The 17862-nt window shown below is 36.4% G+C and carries 9 protein-coding genes; 2 read left to right on the top strand and 7 right to left on the bottom strand.

The genetic code is table 11. From position 1 onward, the window contains the following. Positions 1-26: 26 nt before the first annotated feature. Both C1638_RS04215 and C1638_RS04210 read left to right on the top strand, forming a co-directional pair. Positions 27-4931 carry a PKD domain-containing protein gene (locus C1638_RS04215; protein WP_109618477.1) on the top strand — a complete coding sequence of 1635 codons (4905 nt, stop codon included), beginning with the start codon at positions 27-29 and terminating at the stop codon, positions 4929-4931. A 76-nt stretch (positions 4932-5007) separates the two neighbouring features. After that, positions 5008-6873 (top strand): T9SS type A sorting domain-containing protein, encoded by a 1866-nt coding sequence (locus C1638_RS04210; protein WP_109618475.1) that lies wholly within the window; start codon positions 5008-5010, stop codon positions 6871-6873. 73 nt (positions 6874-6946) lie between these two features. On the opposite strand, the gene C1638_RS04205 is transcribed toward C1638_RS04210, so the two are convergent. The 7 genes from C1638_RS04205 to C1638_RS04175 all read right to left on the bottom strand — a co-directional run bounded on the left by C1638_RS04205 (position 6947) and on the right by C1638_RS04175 (position 17822). Then, entirely contained in the window at positions 6947-7753 is an 807-nt protein-coding gene (locus C1638_RS04205; RefSeq protein ID WP_109618473.1) for a phospholipase D-like domain-containing protein, read from the bottom strand. Positions 7754-8040: 287 nt separating this feature from the next. Further along, positions 8041-8367 carry a transposase gene (locus tag C1638_RS04200; protein WP_109618471.1) on the bottom strand — a complete coding sequence of 109 codons (327 nt, stop codon included), beginning with the start codon at positions 8365-8367 and terminating at the stop codon, positions 8041-8043. Positions 8368-8453: 86 nt separating this feature from the next. Next, positions 8454-8891, bottom strand: coding sequence for a transposase (locus C1638_RS04195; protein ID WP_109618469.1), 438 nt, complete (start codon positions 8889-8891; stop codon positions 8454-8456). A 169-nt stretch (positions 8892-9060) separates the two neighbouring features. Beyond that, complete coding sequence (locus C1638_RS04190) at positions 9061-9573, bottom strand: phage tail-like protein (protein ID WP_109618467.1); 513 nt, start codon at positions 9571-9573, stop codon at positions 9061-9063. 68 nt (positions 9574-9641) lie between these two features. Continuing rightward, the gene (locus C1638_RS04185) at positions 9642-13793 is read right to left on the bottom strand and encodes a beta strand repeat-containing protein (protein WP_109618465.1); all 4152 of its coding nucleotides are present in this window, start codon (positions 13791-13793) and stop codon (positions 9642-9644) included. A gap of 294 nt (positions 13794-14087) precedes the next feature. Continuing rightward, positions 14088-15626 (bottom strand): phage tail-like protein, encoded by a 1539-nt coding sequence (locus C1638_RS04180; protein WP_109618463.1) that lies wholly within the window; start codon positions 15624-15626, stop codon positions 14088-14090. Between the two features lie 963 nt (positions 15627-16589). After that, entirely contained in the window at positions 16590-17822 is a 1233-nt protein-coding gene (locus C1638_RS04175; protein WP_165826496.1) for a helix-turn-helix transcriptional regulator, read from the bottom strand. Between the last annotated feature and the right edge of the window lie 40 nt (positions 17823-17862).

Here is a 17862-nt window from a genome sequence, read left to right as displayed (position 1 = left end):
CGAAAATTAATACATTTTTAATAACCATGAAAAACACCACTTATTTGGGTAGGCATCACATTTTTAGATGGCTACTACTGTGCTGGCTTTTAGTGCCGTGGGGACTACAAGCTCAAACATTAACCCACATTACTTGGAACTCCCAAGTCGGATGCCAGGAATTCCGGGGAGATAAAGGAGAAGATAGTAATATCATTGGCTCCGCAATGATTAAACCTGGCGAGTGTGTCCGTGTCTGTGCGGGCAGTACGGTAAGGTACAAAGTAGTTGGCGGAAGTATTTCCAGTATACTTTGGAGTGCCCCTGGAGGAACTTTAACAGTTGTTCCCGGTACTGGAAACACTGAAGCAGACGTCGCTTGGGGAAGCTCAGGAGGCGGTGCAATACAAGCAGTAATAACGTTTACCAACGGAAATACTGAAACCCAGAACATCTGTATTGAAAAGATCAATACTCCAATTGCGGAGTTCAAACTGATGAATCTGGAAAAAACAGCATGTAAAAATACCGAAATTCATTTTGATAATCTTTCTCAACAGAATGGTGGGGCTGATATTGTCAATTATTTTTGGGAATTTGGGGATGACAATAATACGACTTCAACGGCTTTTGAACCCTCATTTACATATACTACTGCGGGACCAAAGCATATCAGGTTAACGGTAACGAACAAATGTGGATGTTCTCATACTTTTAAAAAAGATATTGAGATCCTTGAAGCTCCCCCTGTACAAATTAACTGTGCCTCTGTGGTATGCGAAGGCAGTGTTGAAAAATATAGTGTGCAGGACGGATGTGAGAAAGGAGAGTGGGAAGTCATTGGAGGAGCAATTGTAGGCCACAATGGTAATGAAATTGAAGTAATATGGGATCATGTAGATCCTAAGGATGGTTTTGGATATGTAATGTACAGATCTGCTTGTGCTTGTCCGGAATGGACTACCATTAAAATTCCAGTAATTTTAAGGAAAGCAGAAATTTTGGGAGAGGCTGTAGTATGTGCTAACACTCAGTACAAATATTCACTTCCTCAATGGCCAACGACTAAGATTGACTGGAATGTAACAGGACCTGGAGGTGGTCAGTTGACATTCAATCAACAGAGAAATGAAATTCTTTTCACAGGATCGCAGCCTGGTGTTTATACACTTACCGCTAAATATTTTAATACTTTATTATTATGTGGTGGCGAGGCTATAAAAACGATTGTTGTTGAGGAGCCGGTAGTAATAAGCGGGGGAGAAAGTGAAATTTGTAAAGGAGGAACCCAGACATTTACAGCAACACCTAACGTGCCTGTTGTTTGGGCTGTAACTTTAGGCGGGGTATCAGTACCTGTAACGCAGCCGATAGGAGCAGCACCTTTTACATATGATTTCCCAGTAGCTGGGTCTTATGTAATTACTGCAACTAAGCAAGGAGGAGGTTGCGAAAGTAAACCACTTTTTGTTAAAGTAATAGAAACTCCAAATGCACCTTCTGGATCCATTGTTGGAGAGAGAACAGTGTGTCCTGGAAGACCTTATGTGTATACACTTAATACAGTTGATCCAGGAATGGTACCTGTATGGAGTGTTACAAACGGTACAATTCAGGGGAGTAATGCCGGAGCTTCAGTAACGGTTATATTTACTCCTGGTACTACACCATATGATGTGTCTGTACAAAACAGAACATTAGGAGTTGCAGGTTGTCTTTCTGCAGGAATAAGAACGAAAATTAAGGCAATAGACCTTAAGTCTATCAGCATTAAATCAAATTCGGGACCTTTCTGTCCAAGTAGTACACAAACATTCATTGCAAATCTGAATGGTATTGTTCCTGATTTTATGGAATGGAGCTTTGAGAGTGCTAATTTTGGAAGTTTTGCATCGGGGCAAGGAACTTCTGCTGTTACTGTAAATCTAAATGAAATTGCAGGTTCAACGAATTCTACTTATTTAAAGCTGAAGATTATCAAGTGTGGGCAAACAAGAGAGATTAAAATGCTTGTAACTAAGCTTACTCTTCCTGTCATTAACTTTACGAATGTTGGAAAGGTTTGCTTAGGTTCAGACCTTACTTTCACTGTTAATCAGGGAACGATTACTTCAGCAACAGATGTGACTTTCACTTTTAGTAATGGATCAACTCATCCAGCTAATTTTGACTTATCCGGAACATACACGTTCCCAAATAACGGATATATCCAAAATAATACGGGAGTAGATGTTTCTCAGTTAGTTACAGTTTCATATGGCGGGACTAACGGATGTAGCTACAAGCCTACAGCAACCGCTAACTTTACTATACTTCCTGAAACGATCATTACGATTTCACCAGTGTATAATATTATCGTTTGTGATCCTGGTATGTTTGCTTATTTACTTACAGCCAACAGCTCTACAGGACTTACCAATATTGTTGAGTGGCAGTGGCAACATGACGGTGTAGATATACCGGGTGCTAATACTGAAGCTTTCACTATTTCAGGGGGACCAATATTCGGGACCTACAGAGTAAGAGCTAAAGATATCAACGGTTGTGTTGTTTATTCACAAAATGTAAATGTAATCCAGTCTTGTGGAACAGGTACTGGTTGTACAGCACCTCCTAAGGTATCATTTACTCCACAATGGACAGCTTGTAATACCATTAAGGTTAATAATCTAAATGCTACCATTCCTCCAGATGAAATTCAGTGGGGATCTGACAGCGTACTTACTTTGGTGAGTGCACAAGGATTGAATACAGCTGAATTTAATACTAATCTTGCAGGAGTGCATGTTGTGACTGTTCGTCTTAGATACGGTTCATGTTGGTATAGCTTCAATAGAGAAATAAAGAAACATTATGAGCCTAAGTTTAATATTAGTCAGGTTTGTAATGGAAATGGGTACAATGTTACTTTGTACAATAGTTCTACGATATTTGATATCGATCCAGGTGCTATTGTGTACTCATTTAGTGGAGCAGGACTACCAGTTCAGAACGGACAAACAGCTACTTACAATAATCTAGCGCCGGGTACATATACATTTACTATGACGATGTCTGCACCGTCATTAGCAATACCACCATGTACTGTAACGAAGACTATTACATTGAAGCCAGTTCCTAGTACAAACTTCATGGTTCCGGCTTGGCTTTGTGCAGGGGAAGTGGGGACTTTCTCTCCGACAAATTATGACCCCGCTAATACATATACCTGGCATTTTGACGGAACTTCTTATGTAGCTCCGGGACAATACTCTTATATTACATTTAATTCAGCTGGTCCAAAAACCATCAGATTAGAAATTACAACCCCTCAGGGATGTCATTACAGTTCTGGAGACAAAAATATTAGCGTATTAAGTGCTGATTTTGGTGGTAGCCTTTCTCCATCAAGCCTCACCGCTTGTGAAGGAAATGCTCAGCCTATTGTATATAATCCAACATTAGGTTTCCCATCTAGCTATATCTGGATGAATGGTTCTGTACAGGTACCTGGAGCGCCTAACTCAATATCTTTCACTCCTACACAATCAGGAAGCTATTGGCCGGTACTTGTATCAGCACAAGGTTGTAAAGATTTTAGTATGAGCCGTAATCCGGCAATAGTAACCCTGAAAGGTGCTCCATTTGTTAGCATATCAGGAAAATCCAATATCTGTGCAGGAAGTTCTGTAACATTAAATGGTATTGTAACTGATAATACATTGCAATATCAATGGAGTAACGGTTCTTCTGTAGTAGTACCTTGGACATCAGCGCCATATCCAATCAGCTATACTACACCAGGATTGGCAGCAGGTACTTATAATTATACCTTAGAAGTTCGTTATCCTGGAGTTGGAGGTTGTGTTGCATCGAAAACATTTACTGTTACTGTTAGCAACCCGCCGGCACAGCCTACTGTGTCTTATTTTAAAGAAAGCTGCCAACCATACAAAATTAGGTTAACCGCATCAGGACCAGCTGCAGGAGATTATAACTGGAGTAATGGAATGACCGGACAAACTATTTTTGTAAATGAAGGCGGTGTATATGAAGTAATCTATACAGCACCAAGTGGTTGTAAGATATCTAATCAGGTAACCGTACCATTAAGTATTGAAAGCTTAATGTGGGTATTCCCTACGGGTTGCTATGATGAGTGCAGAAGTAAAGATCGTTATATCTTAGGTCCAAAAGGTGTTTTTGATTCTCATCAATGGCAACTGTTTGGAAATCCTATTCAAAGTGGAATTAATGATGTTATCCATCCATTATACTTTGATGCATCAGGAACTTACAACCTACAGATAGGACATTTTGGATGTATATTTAAGTCAGGTCCAATGAACTATTTCCCAGGTAAAGAATGTGGAATAGAAACAGATTGTAGATTGAGTTCTGAAATTGTATCATTCAAGTGGGATGGTGATCATTATAATGTTCACGGAAGCATCTTCAATGGAGGAAGCCAGGCAGTAACGCTTACAGTTTCCAGCCTTAATGGATATGGTACTTACTTCCCATCTATGATTACGATTCCGTCAGGAGGTACTTATGATATGAATTCTAATCCATTGGCTTTCTATCCAAATGCTAATTTCCCAGGAGGAAATGATGATATTTTGTTTATGGGTCAGGGAGACTGCAAATTTATTGCTCAGGTTGGAGTTATAGGTAAACCGGCACCAGTAAAAACAGATAGAGTAGTAGGTATTACTTCAGCTTCATCTCTGAAAATGATGCCAAATCCTGCAAAGGAAAAAGTGAAAATCTCGTATAATACTGGCAATGAAAAAATGCTGGCAAAACAGATTACAGTTTTTGATGCCATGGGCAATATCAAATTCCGTAAGGAACTGAAAACATCCTCCGGTGAGGTAGATGTAGATGTTTCTAGCTGGTTGCAGAGTACTTATATTGTTATTGTACAAACGGGCGACACATCGTTGCAAGGAAAACTGATTAAAAATTAATCAAACTATTTAAATAAACAGTGTTCTCTTCGGAGGACACTGCTTTTTATAATATGTAATAACTAAATGAAATTTTATGATACAATCTAAAAGCAAATTATGGATACTGTTTTTGATGTTACCGTTATTATCCTTTAGCCAAAATTATCAATGGCAATGGGCCAAACAAGCTGGGGGCCAAACGGGTAATGATTCAGATTTTTTTAAGTATTTAGATGACGAATCCATAAGGGATATTGTAGTAGACAACAATAATAATGCTTATTATCTGGCAAGTATATGGACGCAAGGGCAAAATTTAGATGGTACACCCGTGACCAGCTATGGACTCCGTGATCTTCTTCTTTTCTCTACAGACTGTCAGGGGAATATAAGATGGTCAAGAACCATAGGTGGTAGTGGATTCAATGAATTTGCCTGGAACATAGAGGTAGATAATAATGGCGGATTATATATCATGGGGCGCTTTCTTAATGAAGCATATGCTAGCGATCCAACTTCTGTTCCTATACACTTTGATGATTCTCATGCCATGCCTTTTATTAATTTTGTTGATCAGAATACCGTAGATGCGGGAAGTAAAACAGGTCATTTATTGAAATTCAATACATCCAATGGTGTATTGGCGTGGAGTAAGCCTTTGCAGGGAGATGTAAGCCTGGCTTTACGTCAATCTGATACTCAAATGATGTATATGGATTCTTCCAAAAATATTCATGCCATTTTAGGTTTTAGAGCAGGAACTCATTTAGATGGGTTGATTACAGTACCAGCTAGCTATACTACATCATATCAATATTATTTAGTTAAATTCAATTATAATAATGGGAATATGACACCAGCCACTCCCTTGTTGCTTCCCATCACAGGAGACTTAAGTGTAGGAGTAGCAGATGGAAAAGTGAATTTGATGTATGATGAAAGTTTAGACCGTTACTATCTTGCAGGCAAAAGGATGTACGGAGATTATAGTAGCATCTTGGCTAGCTTTGCATACAATGATATTCCGTTTACAAAAGATGCCTATTTGCTTGCTTTCAATGGCAGTAATGGATCAGAGGTATGGAGAAAAGAATTTACAACTGATTTGCCAAATTTTATGGATGATGAAATTCATTCCATTATAAAAGATACAAGTTCTTCAGATATTTATATTTCAGGACGTTATTACACAGGAACTACTGCCGCTACTTTTGGAAATTATACCTTTCCGGTACCATCTTATCAGGGGCAGGTGCCTTTTGTTATGAGGCTTACTGCAGATGGAACAGTTAAATGGACGAAGATTCCTGATGGTTTCACAAATTCCGTCGGATATCGTTTTATGAAAGGAAAAATTGTTCTTAACGGAAACGAAATAGCTTTTGCCAAGGCAAGTAAAAGTGATATATGGGGAAGTTACTCTATGGTACGTCCTAACGGAGATTTATCAGATCCTTTATTAGTACGTCTTAACAAAGATAATGGTGCTGTGATAGGAGCCGAGGAAATCCATAGTAATTTCGAAGTTCAGGATGAATTTACAGCCATTGCAGTAGATAAGGATGGTAATTACTTACTGGGTGGTTTTTTTCAGGACCAGTTATTTACCGCTTCCAATGATGGTGTAGATACTATGGTTGTTAACGTAACAGGAGGTAAATCTCAGTCATTTTTTGCAAAATACGCCAAGTCTGCTTGCAGTTTATCAGTAGTAGAAACTTCAGCTTCTCAGGTAGGAATACAGGTTTATCCAAATCCTGTGCAGGATGTTCTTTATATTAAAAGTAAAGAGCCTTTAGTTTCCTATGAGATTTATGGAGCTACAGGACAATCTGTAAAGCAAGGGGCTTTAAGTATGGCTCAGGAGCAATTAGTATTATCCTCTCTTCAAACAGGAATTTACTACATCAAGCTAAAAACAAAATCTGCAACAGTAACAGAGAAGATAATGAAGAAGTAATCTCTTCTAATTCAAAATATCTATAAAAAAACAGCGGTCTTCAAAAAGACCGCTGTTTTTTTATAGATATACCTTAATACATTTCCTCACTATAGATTTTCTTTCCAAGATAAAAAAGTTCGTGTTTTTTGAGGTTGATATTATCTTCAAAAATGTCATGAACAAAGTGGACCAACTCATTTACTTTTTCTCTTTGAGTAATTCTGATGCGGGATTCAAAATTAGTAGTAAAGCCACTTTTGGTGTAATTCAGTGAACCGAGATAAGCAATTTTTCGATCTATCACATAAATTTTTGAATGAACGAATTTGTTGTCATATCGGCTATTTCGTACATACTTGAAATTCAACGTTTCAGAATAATGATAAGTGTAAATTTCTGTTTTTTCAACGGCTGCTTTCATCTCCCAGCATTTATAAAACCCATAAAAAGATCCGAGAGAAACAAGTATAGCCAGGAAGTTATTTGAATCTTTCAAGTCATCTATCACATGCATCCCGAAATAAATAAGTGAAAAAATTCCCAGACAAAATAATATAATAGAGGAGAAGAAAAGCATGTTTTTCTGACTTTCTCTTTTCTCTTTTTTCTTTATATCAGTTACTTTATGCTGATAAATCAGCTTTCGGAGAATATTCGTATATTGCTCTGGTCTCAGATCACTAAATGCTAATCTTACGTTTACATTCCTGTTTTTTAAGGCGATGAGGTCATCCAGTTTTGTTTCATCTATATAAGGCGAAATAATTAAAACTTCCTCCTTGGCATTCAATATGTCATTGTTTAATTGAGTTCCTGCATTTTGCCCCACAAAAACTTCAATCGCTTCACTGGGTTCGGTATCAATTCTAAAATAAAATCTTTTGTTTTCTTTAGACACTTTTCTATTTCTTAAATTTTCTCCTGATTACAGGGGGGCAAATATACATTTTTCTTAAAACAACTTATTGGATCTGTTTTTTTAAGATTGTTTTTCTGTTACCAAACTTACAGGTATTTTCAATATATAATTTATGGTTTTCCGTAAAAAATATTTAGCTTTTTATCAGTCACAATCTTTCTGATAAATGAAAATGCTCCGGAAAACATTTAGCTTTCCAGAGCACGGATTAATAAACAACAAGTTTTATGAAGAAGTACCACTTCAGATATTAAAAAATGTATAATCTATTTTAAACCAAAGTCTTTTATCCACTTTGCAACAGTATTCCTGCTTAATTTAAAATGATTGGCTAATTGAGTATTATTGAGGTTATATTTCTTTTGATAATCCAACATCTGAATAATATCTGATGAAGAGTAAGAACGATGTTTTTGGTTATCTTCAGTACCATCAGTATTTTGACCGTATATTATTTTATTCAATTCTATAACATCCAATGCCGATAATTTCTGCTTTCTAAGAAGCTTCTGACATTCAGTTTTCTTATGAGAAAATTTTTTGTCAAGAATATCTGTATAAATTCTTTTGTAATTAGGTTGAGATGTATTCATAATGTATTTTTTAATATTAGGTAGAAAATTATTCAGCTAACCTGTCTATGATGCTTAACTTTTTGGTTATTGATATTTTAAAACTTTCAATTCTTGCTATATTTTTGAATCCATTTAAAAAGAGTTGTTTTTGGAATCCCATATTCACTAATAACCTGAGATTTTGTCTTTTCTCCTGTTTGAATCATTTCAAGAATAAAATCAATTAATTCTATAGTATAAATATTCTTTCTGAACTTGGGTAACAAAGGATTTTGATTTTCAAACTTCTGCTCTTTTGAATATAATAATGAAGGAGGAGAATACAGAATTAGATGTTGAGTATAAATTCTGAAAAAATCATATTCCAATAGTTTGCTCCAAACTAAAAGAGTATTTGTTGGCAGATCCATTTCGTTATACATTTTCTCGATTTCCATTTCAGAACATTTCAGAAAATTGCACATTCTATCCATTTCTATTTCACTTTCCTCAACTTTTTGACGAATAAGTGATCCAATATGGATGTTTTTAAAGTTTTCCATTTACTTTTTAAATTTTAAAAATTTCTATAATAAAATAACTTTTGTAAACCATACTCTGATAATACCCATACACTTTAGAAAAGCTATATAAATCTATTATCAATCTATAAACTGTTTGGTTAATAGCTAGATACTGACGCTTTTAAAAATATTTCTCTGCTATTTCAATTTATTTCCAATAGTTCCAGTTAACTCCGTCAAATACCGCAAGAGACTTACTGGCAGTATCATAACATAGCATTCCCGGATAGGGACTCTTTACTGAGATATGAGGGTTTGATACTTTAGGTAATATCAATGCCTTATTATTAGATTCTAGAACAAGAATTCCTTTAGCAGGACTAGACGGAGCTCCTATAATAACTTCTCTACCAATTTCAGGGGTAGAATTAGGAATGATTGCGCTGGCGTCTCCTGCATCAGAAAGAGGAACCCATCCATTTTTCTCATACATTTTAACCTTTTTATCCGTTTTATCAAACAAGAAAGTCCCATTGTTACTTGCCGTTAATGCCGTTAAGCTATTCACAGCAGGAAGGATAAGTCCCAGAGTATTTGTTGGGGTACTATTGAAATCAAGAATAGTATTATTTCCGTCAACGTTTTCTTTTGCTATTGCTACCTGAGCTGATGTTATTTGAGTAAACAAACAAATGATAGTGCTATATATTATTTTTTTCATTTTTTTTATTTAAAGAGAAAAGCCTTACCCATAACCTGAGATTACAGGTAAGACGAAGTATTAAAAAATTATTCGTTGCAGCTTCTTTTGATGCAGTTCCATGTAGCTCCATTGTAAAGTTTAATACAATCAGCATCAATGTCATAAATAAGCATTCCTTCTTTTAATTGTGCTGCTGGAACCATACCGGAGTTCTGAAGTCTTGTAATAACAAACCCTTTAGTATCTGAATCTAAAGCAATGAATCCATTGGGCACTCTTTCCGGCCAACTTGCTATTTTACTTTTTCCTGTAATCCCAATTTTAGTAATGAGACCTCCTGTAGAAAAGTTTCCGGGTTTTGTACAATAACAATTTGATGAATTACTGATATTATAATTTGCTGATGTTGCAGAACAAGTTCCTGATACTATTTGAACCTTGTAATTACCAGTTAATGTTGCAACATACGTTTGAGAAACAGCTCCAGGAATTAGAACATCGTCTTTATACCATTGGTAAGAGGCTGCAGTAACAGATATACTTAGCGTAATACTTTCTCCTGTACAGATACTTGTTTTATTACCTGTTATTACTGGGGTTGCGGGAACTAAATTTACAGTTACTGTTGTTCCGGCAGAAGCAGGGCTTGTACATCCCCCTAATGTTCTTGTTACAGTATAGACACCTGAAGTTGTAGCAGTATATTGATAATAAATAGCCCCTGGGATCAGTACACCATCTTTATACCATTGATAAGCTCCAGTAGTATTATAAGTAGAAGTTAAAACAACACTTCCTCCTGTACAAAAAGTAGCAGGACCTCCCGCTAAAACGGTTAGAGTAGGCGGTACTGGGTTTACTGTTACCGTTGTTCCAGCAGAAGCAGGGCTTGTACATCCTCCTAATGTTCTTGTCACAGTATAGACACCTGAAGCTGTAGCAGTATATTGATAATAAATAGCCCCTGGGATCAGTACACCATCTTTATACCATTGATAAGCTCCAGTAGTATTATAAGTAGAAGTTAAAACAACACTTCCTCCTGTACAAAAAGTAGTAGGACCTCCCGCTAAAACGGTTAGAGTAGGCGGTATTGGATTTACTGTTACCGTTGTTCCAGCAGAAGCAGGGCTTGTACATCCTCCTAATTCTCTTGTCACAGTATAGACACCTGAAGCTGTAGCAGTATATTGATAATAAATAGCCCCTGGGATCAGTACACCATCTTTATACCATTGATAAGCTCCTGTCGTGTTATAAGTAGAAGTTAAAACAACACTTCCTCCTGTACAGAATGTCGTTGGACCTCCCGCTAAAACAGTTAGGGTAGGCGGTGCTGGGTTTACCGTTACTGTTGTTCCTGCAGAAGCTGCGCTTGAACAACCGCCAGTTGTTACAATTACAGTATAGGTTCCTGAAGTATTGAAAATATAGGATTGTGCTGTTGCTCCTGGAATAATGCTTCCGTCTTTGTACCATTGGTTACCCGTTGCTGAAGAAGAAGTTAAAACTACACTTCCGCCTGTACAGAATGTGGTTGCTCCTCCAGCCAATATGGTGGGAGTTTTCGGTTTAGGATTTACTGTTACTATTGTTCCTGCAGAAGCTGCGCTTGAACAACCGCCATTTGTTACAACTACAGTATAGGTTCCCGAAGTATTGAAAATATAGGATTGTGCTGTTGCCCCGGGAATAATGCTTCCGTCTTTGTACCATTGGTTACCCGTTGCTGAAGAAGAAGTTAAAACTACACTTCCGCCTGTACAGAATGTGGTTGCTCCTCCAGCCAATATGGTTGGGGTTGTCGGTTTAGGATTTACTGTTACTGTTGTTCCTGCAGAAGCTGCGCTTGAACAACCGCCATTTGTTACAACTACAGTATAGGTTCCCGAAGTATTGAAAATATAGGACTGTGCTGTTGCTCCTGGAATAATGCTTCCGTCTTTGTACCATTGGTTACCTGTTGCTGAAGAAGAAGTTAAAATTACACTTCCGCCTGTACAGAATGTGGTTGCTCCTCCAGCCAATATGGTGGGAGTTGTCGGTTTAGGATTTACTGTTACCGTTGTTCCTGCAGAAGCTGCGCTTGAACAACCGCCAGTTGTTACAACTACAGTATAGGTTCCCGAAGTATTGAAAATATAGGATTGTGCTGTTGCCCCGGGAATAATGCTTCCGTCTTTGTACCATTGGTTACCTGTTGCTGAAGAAGAAGTTAAAATTACACTTCCCCCTGTACAGAATGTAGTTGCAGTACTAGCAGAAATAGTAGGTGTTGGTATAGTTATAGTAGTACTCAGGCTAACGAGACCAAGATAAAAATCATCAACAGGTTTAGCTCCGGAACCATTATAATAAAATTTTAATTGCCCGGAATTGGGTACATTAGCAGGTAATTTTAATGCAATATTAGCGGTTATGTTCGCAATATTTGCCGTTACATTCATAGGTATTCTGTTGTAATTACCACTTGCACCATTATAATAATACACATAGGCACCCCCTGCTGTTACTCCATTTCTGGTTTCTATGCGCATATATGGTACTCCGGCATAATAAAATTCAAGATATGCCATTTTACTATCTACAGGGCTAAGTGCATCGTAAGCTCCTACACCAATGTTAAATGTTGGAGAAATATTACCTTGTGAGTTAACATTAGTTATATTCTGCGTAAGATCATTAATTTGACCATCTCTAATAAATACTACACCATTTTGGCTGGGAGAAGTTCCTACATCAGAATTAAGTAAAGTCCAATTGGCAAAGCTTCCGGCAGTTTGTATAAGAGTAGGGTTGGCGATTCGTTCTGCTGTACATGGATTACAAGATCCGCCAGTAAGTTGTGTTGCAATGCTGAACGAGTTACTTGCTGCAGATGTACATCCACTAAAATCTGCTTTTACAGTATAGCTTGTTCCAGCCGTCATCCCGTATATTATACCCCCTGCACCCACATTTGGCCCTGCTGGTGTAAAATTGTATGTATAAGAAGCATTGTAGTTATTTATTGTTGCTGTTCCATTGGCGAAACAAGTGGCCGCCGTTGTACTTACTGTTGGAATATCTATGCTTGTCGATGTCCAATATGTTTTTGGTAATTTGAGAGAAGAATTCCTCCCTCCCGTATTAAAATCAGAAATACCTGCAGCAATACTCGGCGGATTATTAGCGTCATCAATGTATGACAAGTAAATTGTGGTTCCGTTACTACTGTTTGCGAAATACAACCTTCCGTCCGGACCTACTCTCATCCCATATATTGATCTGGAATAAGGAATAGAGGTCATTGTACCAGTCGTGATATCATAATATCTGAATTGATATAACGGTCCCATTAATATATCCGCATAGTAGATATATCTTCCGTTTGGAGACAACGCCGGTCCATAGGAGCTTTTGATATCGTTTCCTGTAAATTTAGCAAGTTGCCCGGAAATGACTCCAGTAGCACGATTGAAATTGGCAAGAACAATTACTTTACTTTTGCTCATTAAGATCTTATCGGGTTGCTGGGGTATCCAGCTAATGGATTCTCCCGTAAGAGGTGTTGCACTGTCGGGGAATGTGTATGTAGAAATAGGTGTAGGATTAAAGCCGGAAAGCTTATACTCATACACTGTCACTGTGCTATTCTGGTTGAGAACTACTATCCAGGATTCTCTGCTGTTTGTAGATTTAGGGATGACCTCCATCCCCTCGGTAGTAGTACCGTTTACGAATGTGGTAATTCCTGATACTGTATTGGTTTGTAGATCATACTTTCCTCCAATTAGCGAGCCTCCTACACTTCCCGTATTACTATTTCCTATAACAATATAGTTACGCCCCTCTGTCCCGGCAGGATCGGGAATAATTGCAGCAGCATCTCCCGTAGAAACGTTACTTCCTATTCCTCCTCCAGTAGCCTTAGCTCCGTCTGATGCTCTGTAAACATAGTATCCATCGGTTCCGAATAACAGATTTCCTGTAACAGGATCGTTGGCTACGGCATAACCTTCATATCCCATTGTCTTGTCACCTTGCCCGAAAGTTGGATTATTTAGGGTAGCTGTTCCACCATTAAAATCGATTCTTATTTTATCTCCTGGCATGGTAGACCCACCACTGCCGGTCCTGACATTGGATCCATACCCAAACCACCACGATTGTTTTGCATTGGGGTTAGGAAGGCATTGGGCGTATAAATTCGTATAGCCTATCAGAAATAATAAAGCTAAAAAAATGTTTTTTATCATTGTGTTTTTTGTGTTTGTTTTATGAAATTAAAGCTATTCTCTTCAATGAATATCTATTATAATATCTTAGCTTGAAAGTTTTGTCGTTTTTTTAGGTTAAAAATACTGGGCAGAAATAGTATTAGAAAATATTCTAATTAAACCTGCCCAGATCAAAAAAAATTAGGGATTAGTGTTTGTTTTTAAATTGGTTGTATCAATTAATTTAAAATTGCATTATTTTCTATATTCTCCTAAATATTAATAATTATTATAAAGTGTAATGATGTATATATTTAAAGTTTATTAGTTTTATTAATCTCCTATCCTGAAGAAAGTAACTTGTGTAGAGTTTGCGAACAAATCATTACCCGGTAATGCTGAACAGTTTCCGGAAGCACCACGTCCTAAACTTATCTGCCACGTTCTTGTAGAAGGAATTACTGCTGTATAAGTAATTGTACCTCCATGATTAGATGGAACTCCTTCATTGTGTGCAGCTGTAGAGTGAACTCTTTGCGTACCGCCTCCATCAGGAAAATCTACAAAATAAGAACTCAGTGTACATCCTGTAGCATCATGCACGCCTTCATATACAAAACTAATTTGATAAGTTCCTGCAGGAATTGTTACATTCGAAGTAGCTGTATTTAATGAAAAGCCTGGAATTCCATTTTTTACAATACCCATATTGGTTAATGTTTGCGTTCCTCCAGATCCCACACCATTCAGAAAATTAGTTATTTTAGTATTTAAAGAAATAACGGCAGGTAACGGAACAGAAACAACATCTAAAGTTGTTGTTTTTAAGATTCCTGTTGAGCCTGCTACTACTACTTTATCACCACTACCTCCGATATTACTGGTGATGGTACGGATACGTAAATTTCCTTTATCTATATCCAAAGCCTCAGTAGGAGCATTATTTCTTATACCAATATTTCCTAGAGGAACTGTAGTAGTTCCCGAAAGACCCGTTCCAAAGATGACATTATTAATGTTTAGCTGATTACTACCTGCTATTGTAGGAAGATAAGTGTCTGCACCAATAAGAGTATTGTTACTTCCTGATAATGTTTCCTGTACATTTTTAAAACCAGCATTATTTCCTAGGAATGTATTTTTACTCCCAGTAACTAATTGTCCAGCGTTTGCCCCAACAATAGTATTATTAGAACCTGCTCCAACTGTACTTATGAAAGTTCCGCTATAAGCATTTGCACCTACAGCAACATTGCTACTTCCAAAACCTGCTACTGATTGGTACATTGTCTGATAACCCAACATTGTATTATTGTTTCCAGCATTATTACCAAATCCTGCAGCCCGGCCAAATGCCGAATTGTTTGCTCCGGTGATAGTTGAAAGCATTGCATTATTTCCTATAGTAGTATTCGTAGTACCGAGCCAACCAGCCTGAACATTATTCCTTTTTAAGATGATATCTTTGTCATCAGTAGTTCCTATAAAATTGGTGCCAGGCGTAGTTCCCGAATTACCAGTGAGATGCCAGTCGTCTGTAGTAACTCCTGCAATTGGTAGCCATTTAGTGCCATCATAATAAAAATACCCTAATGTGGTTACGTTTGCTGTTTTAGGCGTAACGCTTGCCGGGGGAAGAACTTCAGTGATGTAAACAATGGCTCCTGTTTGAGGAATATCATACAATGCATCTTTAGCTTTTAGTTCGGAACCCTTTAATTTAGGTGCAATAAAACCGTCTATTTTAGAAAGATCTAAAGGACTTGCTGTAATATCCAGAGTAGCATTGGGAATTGCCGTATTAATACCAACCTGCCCAAAGGCAGACGTACTCAACACAAATGATGAAATAGCTATAATATTTTTTTTCATTGTATGCATGTATAAAGAATTAATAAAAAGATGAAATAATAAATACATTTAAGATCTCACAATTCATAGGTTCTGGCTGATAATAAAGTAAGCTGTTAATATATAGGAGGTGCACGCAGGCATTTTCGAAGTCTGTGAATAAAGGTGTGCTCTGAAACCTGAGCTGATAGATAAATATCAGCCCAGAGGGATGTAAATAAGCTCGATGTTGTGAAGATTGAATTTTTCATCATAATGGCTTATGTGTTTTTAGAATGTGTGTTTTTGTGTAGCCTGAACTTATTTTGATAAAAAAAACAAATGAACCCCAAAGGGTTGCATTTAGAGTATCATAGTATTCATTTAAAAATTGAGCTTTTTGAGGGAGTTATGCTCTGAAAAATTAATTGAAATCTTAAATAATTCTAAAATTTTACGATTGTTCTTTTTTCTCGATGCGAACTTAGGTAAAGAGCATGTTATGGAACAAATCTGCTAGTACCCATTAGATACCTATTCGCGTTAAGTAGTTTAAAATCAATTGATTTAATGTATTTTCTGGATTTTAACTCTTATTATATGTATGGTGTTTTTATAGAAAAAGTTAGTTGTTTTCTTGTTCTAGGGTATTGTTGTTTTATATTGTATTGAAAATCAATAATTTAAGTAGCTTTGGGTATCTAAAGGGTATGTGTGTTTTTACCTATTTGAGAGGGAAATACAAATATTATGTCAAAAAAAAATAATGATAACGTTAAAATCTAAGATATAGAAAGAAGAAAAGTACCGGATGTAAACGAAATAAAAAACGGGAAGATTCCTATGAATAAACTTTTAATGAGAGGTTATATACTGGAGAGGAAATTTGATAATAAAATACAACGATAAAAATCATTAAAGAATAAAAAAAAGACGACTCGAAAGAGCCGTCTTTTTTATTTATCACCCTTTTAGATAGTATAATCGATTGGGGTGTATGATATTTTATATTTTACTGATCCAGATATATAAGTCCTCATCAGAGGGAATGTTCAATCTTTTTCTGATGCGATTTTTTCTGTTTTGTACTGACTTTGGAGCGACGAAAGTGTATTCTGCTATTTCTTTTGTAGAAAAGTTAAGTTTAAGGTAAGCGCAAAAAGATAGTTCAGAATTCAATAGGTCCGGGCATATTTGCAAGAGCTTGTTGCAGAACTCAGGATATACCTCAATAAACTTTCCAAGAAAAGAGGGATCATTGGTTTTGGCAAGCTCGATAACTTCTTTAAAAGAATCATTTACTTTACCTTTCAATTCTTCAAGCTCAATCTCTTTTTCTTCAATAATTTTTTTCTTTTTTAGGCTTGTCTTTTTTTCTCCGAGATAGTTTTTTAAAAGATTCCAGGAGAATAATAACGTTAAGCTTAGCAGAACAATTACACCTCCTATTATCCAATATAGGGAATATTGCTTCTTTTGACTTTCTGTTTGAACATCTTCTTTTATATTTTGGGATGCTATACCGGCATCTTTTTTATCCTCCAGAGATAGGCTATCTACCAGATTCCCGTATTTTTTACTGTAAATTAAAGCGCTGTCTTTATTGTTGAGCTTATCATAGATTTCTGAAAGATTTTGATAGCAGGCTTTCAAAGCAAATGGATCCTTTGTTATTTGTAATATTTTTTCTGATTTTTTATTATAAATAAGAGCGCTGTCCAAATGATTTCCTTGTATATGAGCTGAGCCAATAGTTTGTAAAACATATGACTCTGATTCTACCCCAATATTTTTCATTGATAAGACTTTATAGGAATAAAATAAAGCTGAATCAATTTGTTTTTTCTCCAGAAAGCTTGTGCTAATGTTAATATATGCCTTTATTGTACCTTCCTTTCTTTTTATTTTGTCTTTGACTTTAAGATAGTATGCAAGTGATTTCTTTATATAAAATAAGACTGAATCTTCATGTTTCTTTAGTTCAATATAAAGAGCTGATTTTAAGTCGTATCCATTTCCTTTGGCGAAATTTCCATCATCTTTCTTTAATTGTTCACTTTCTAACAGAGATTGATCAATAGCTGTATTCGCATCATTATAAAATCCTAAATTTGTAAAAGCAAATGCTTTACTTTGTAGAGCTCTTACTTTATATTTATAGTTTTCTGAATTCTTAATGGAGAGGTTTTCTAACTTTTCAAGATAAGGAATCGCGTTTTTGTATTCTCCTCTCTGCATATACCAATTGCTGATTTTAAAAAGAGATTTACATATACCT

The organism is Chryseobacterium oncorhynchi, from assembly GCF_002899895.1.
GTDB classification, from domain to species: Bacteria; Bacteroidota; Bacteroidia; order Flavobacteriales; family Weeksellaceae; genus Chryseobacterium; species Chryseobacterium oncorhynchi.
The sequence above is the reverse complement of the archived record's forward strand: the minus strand, read 5'-3'. Positions and strand labels throughout refer to the sequence as shown.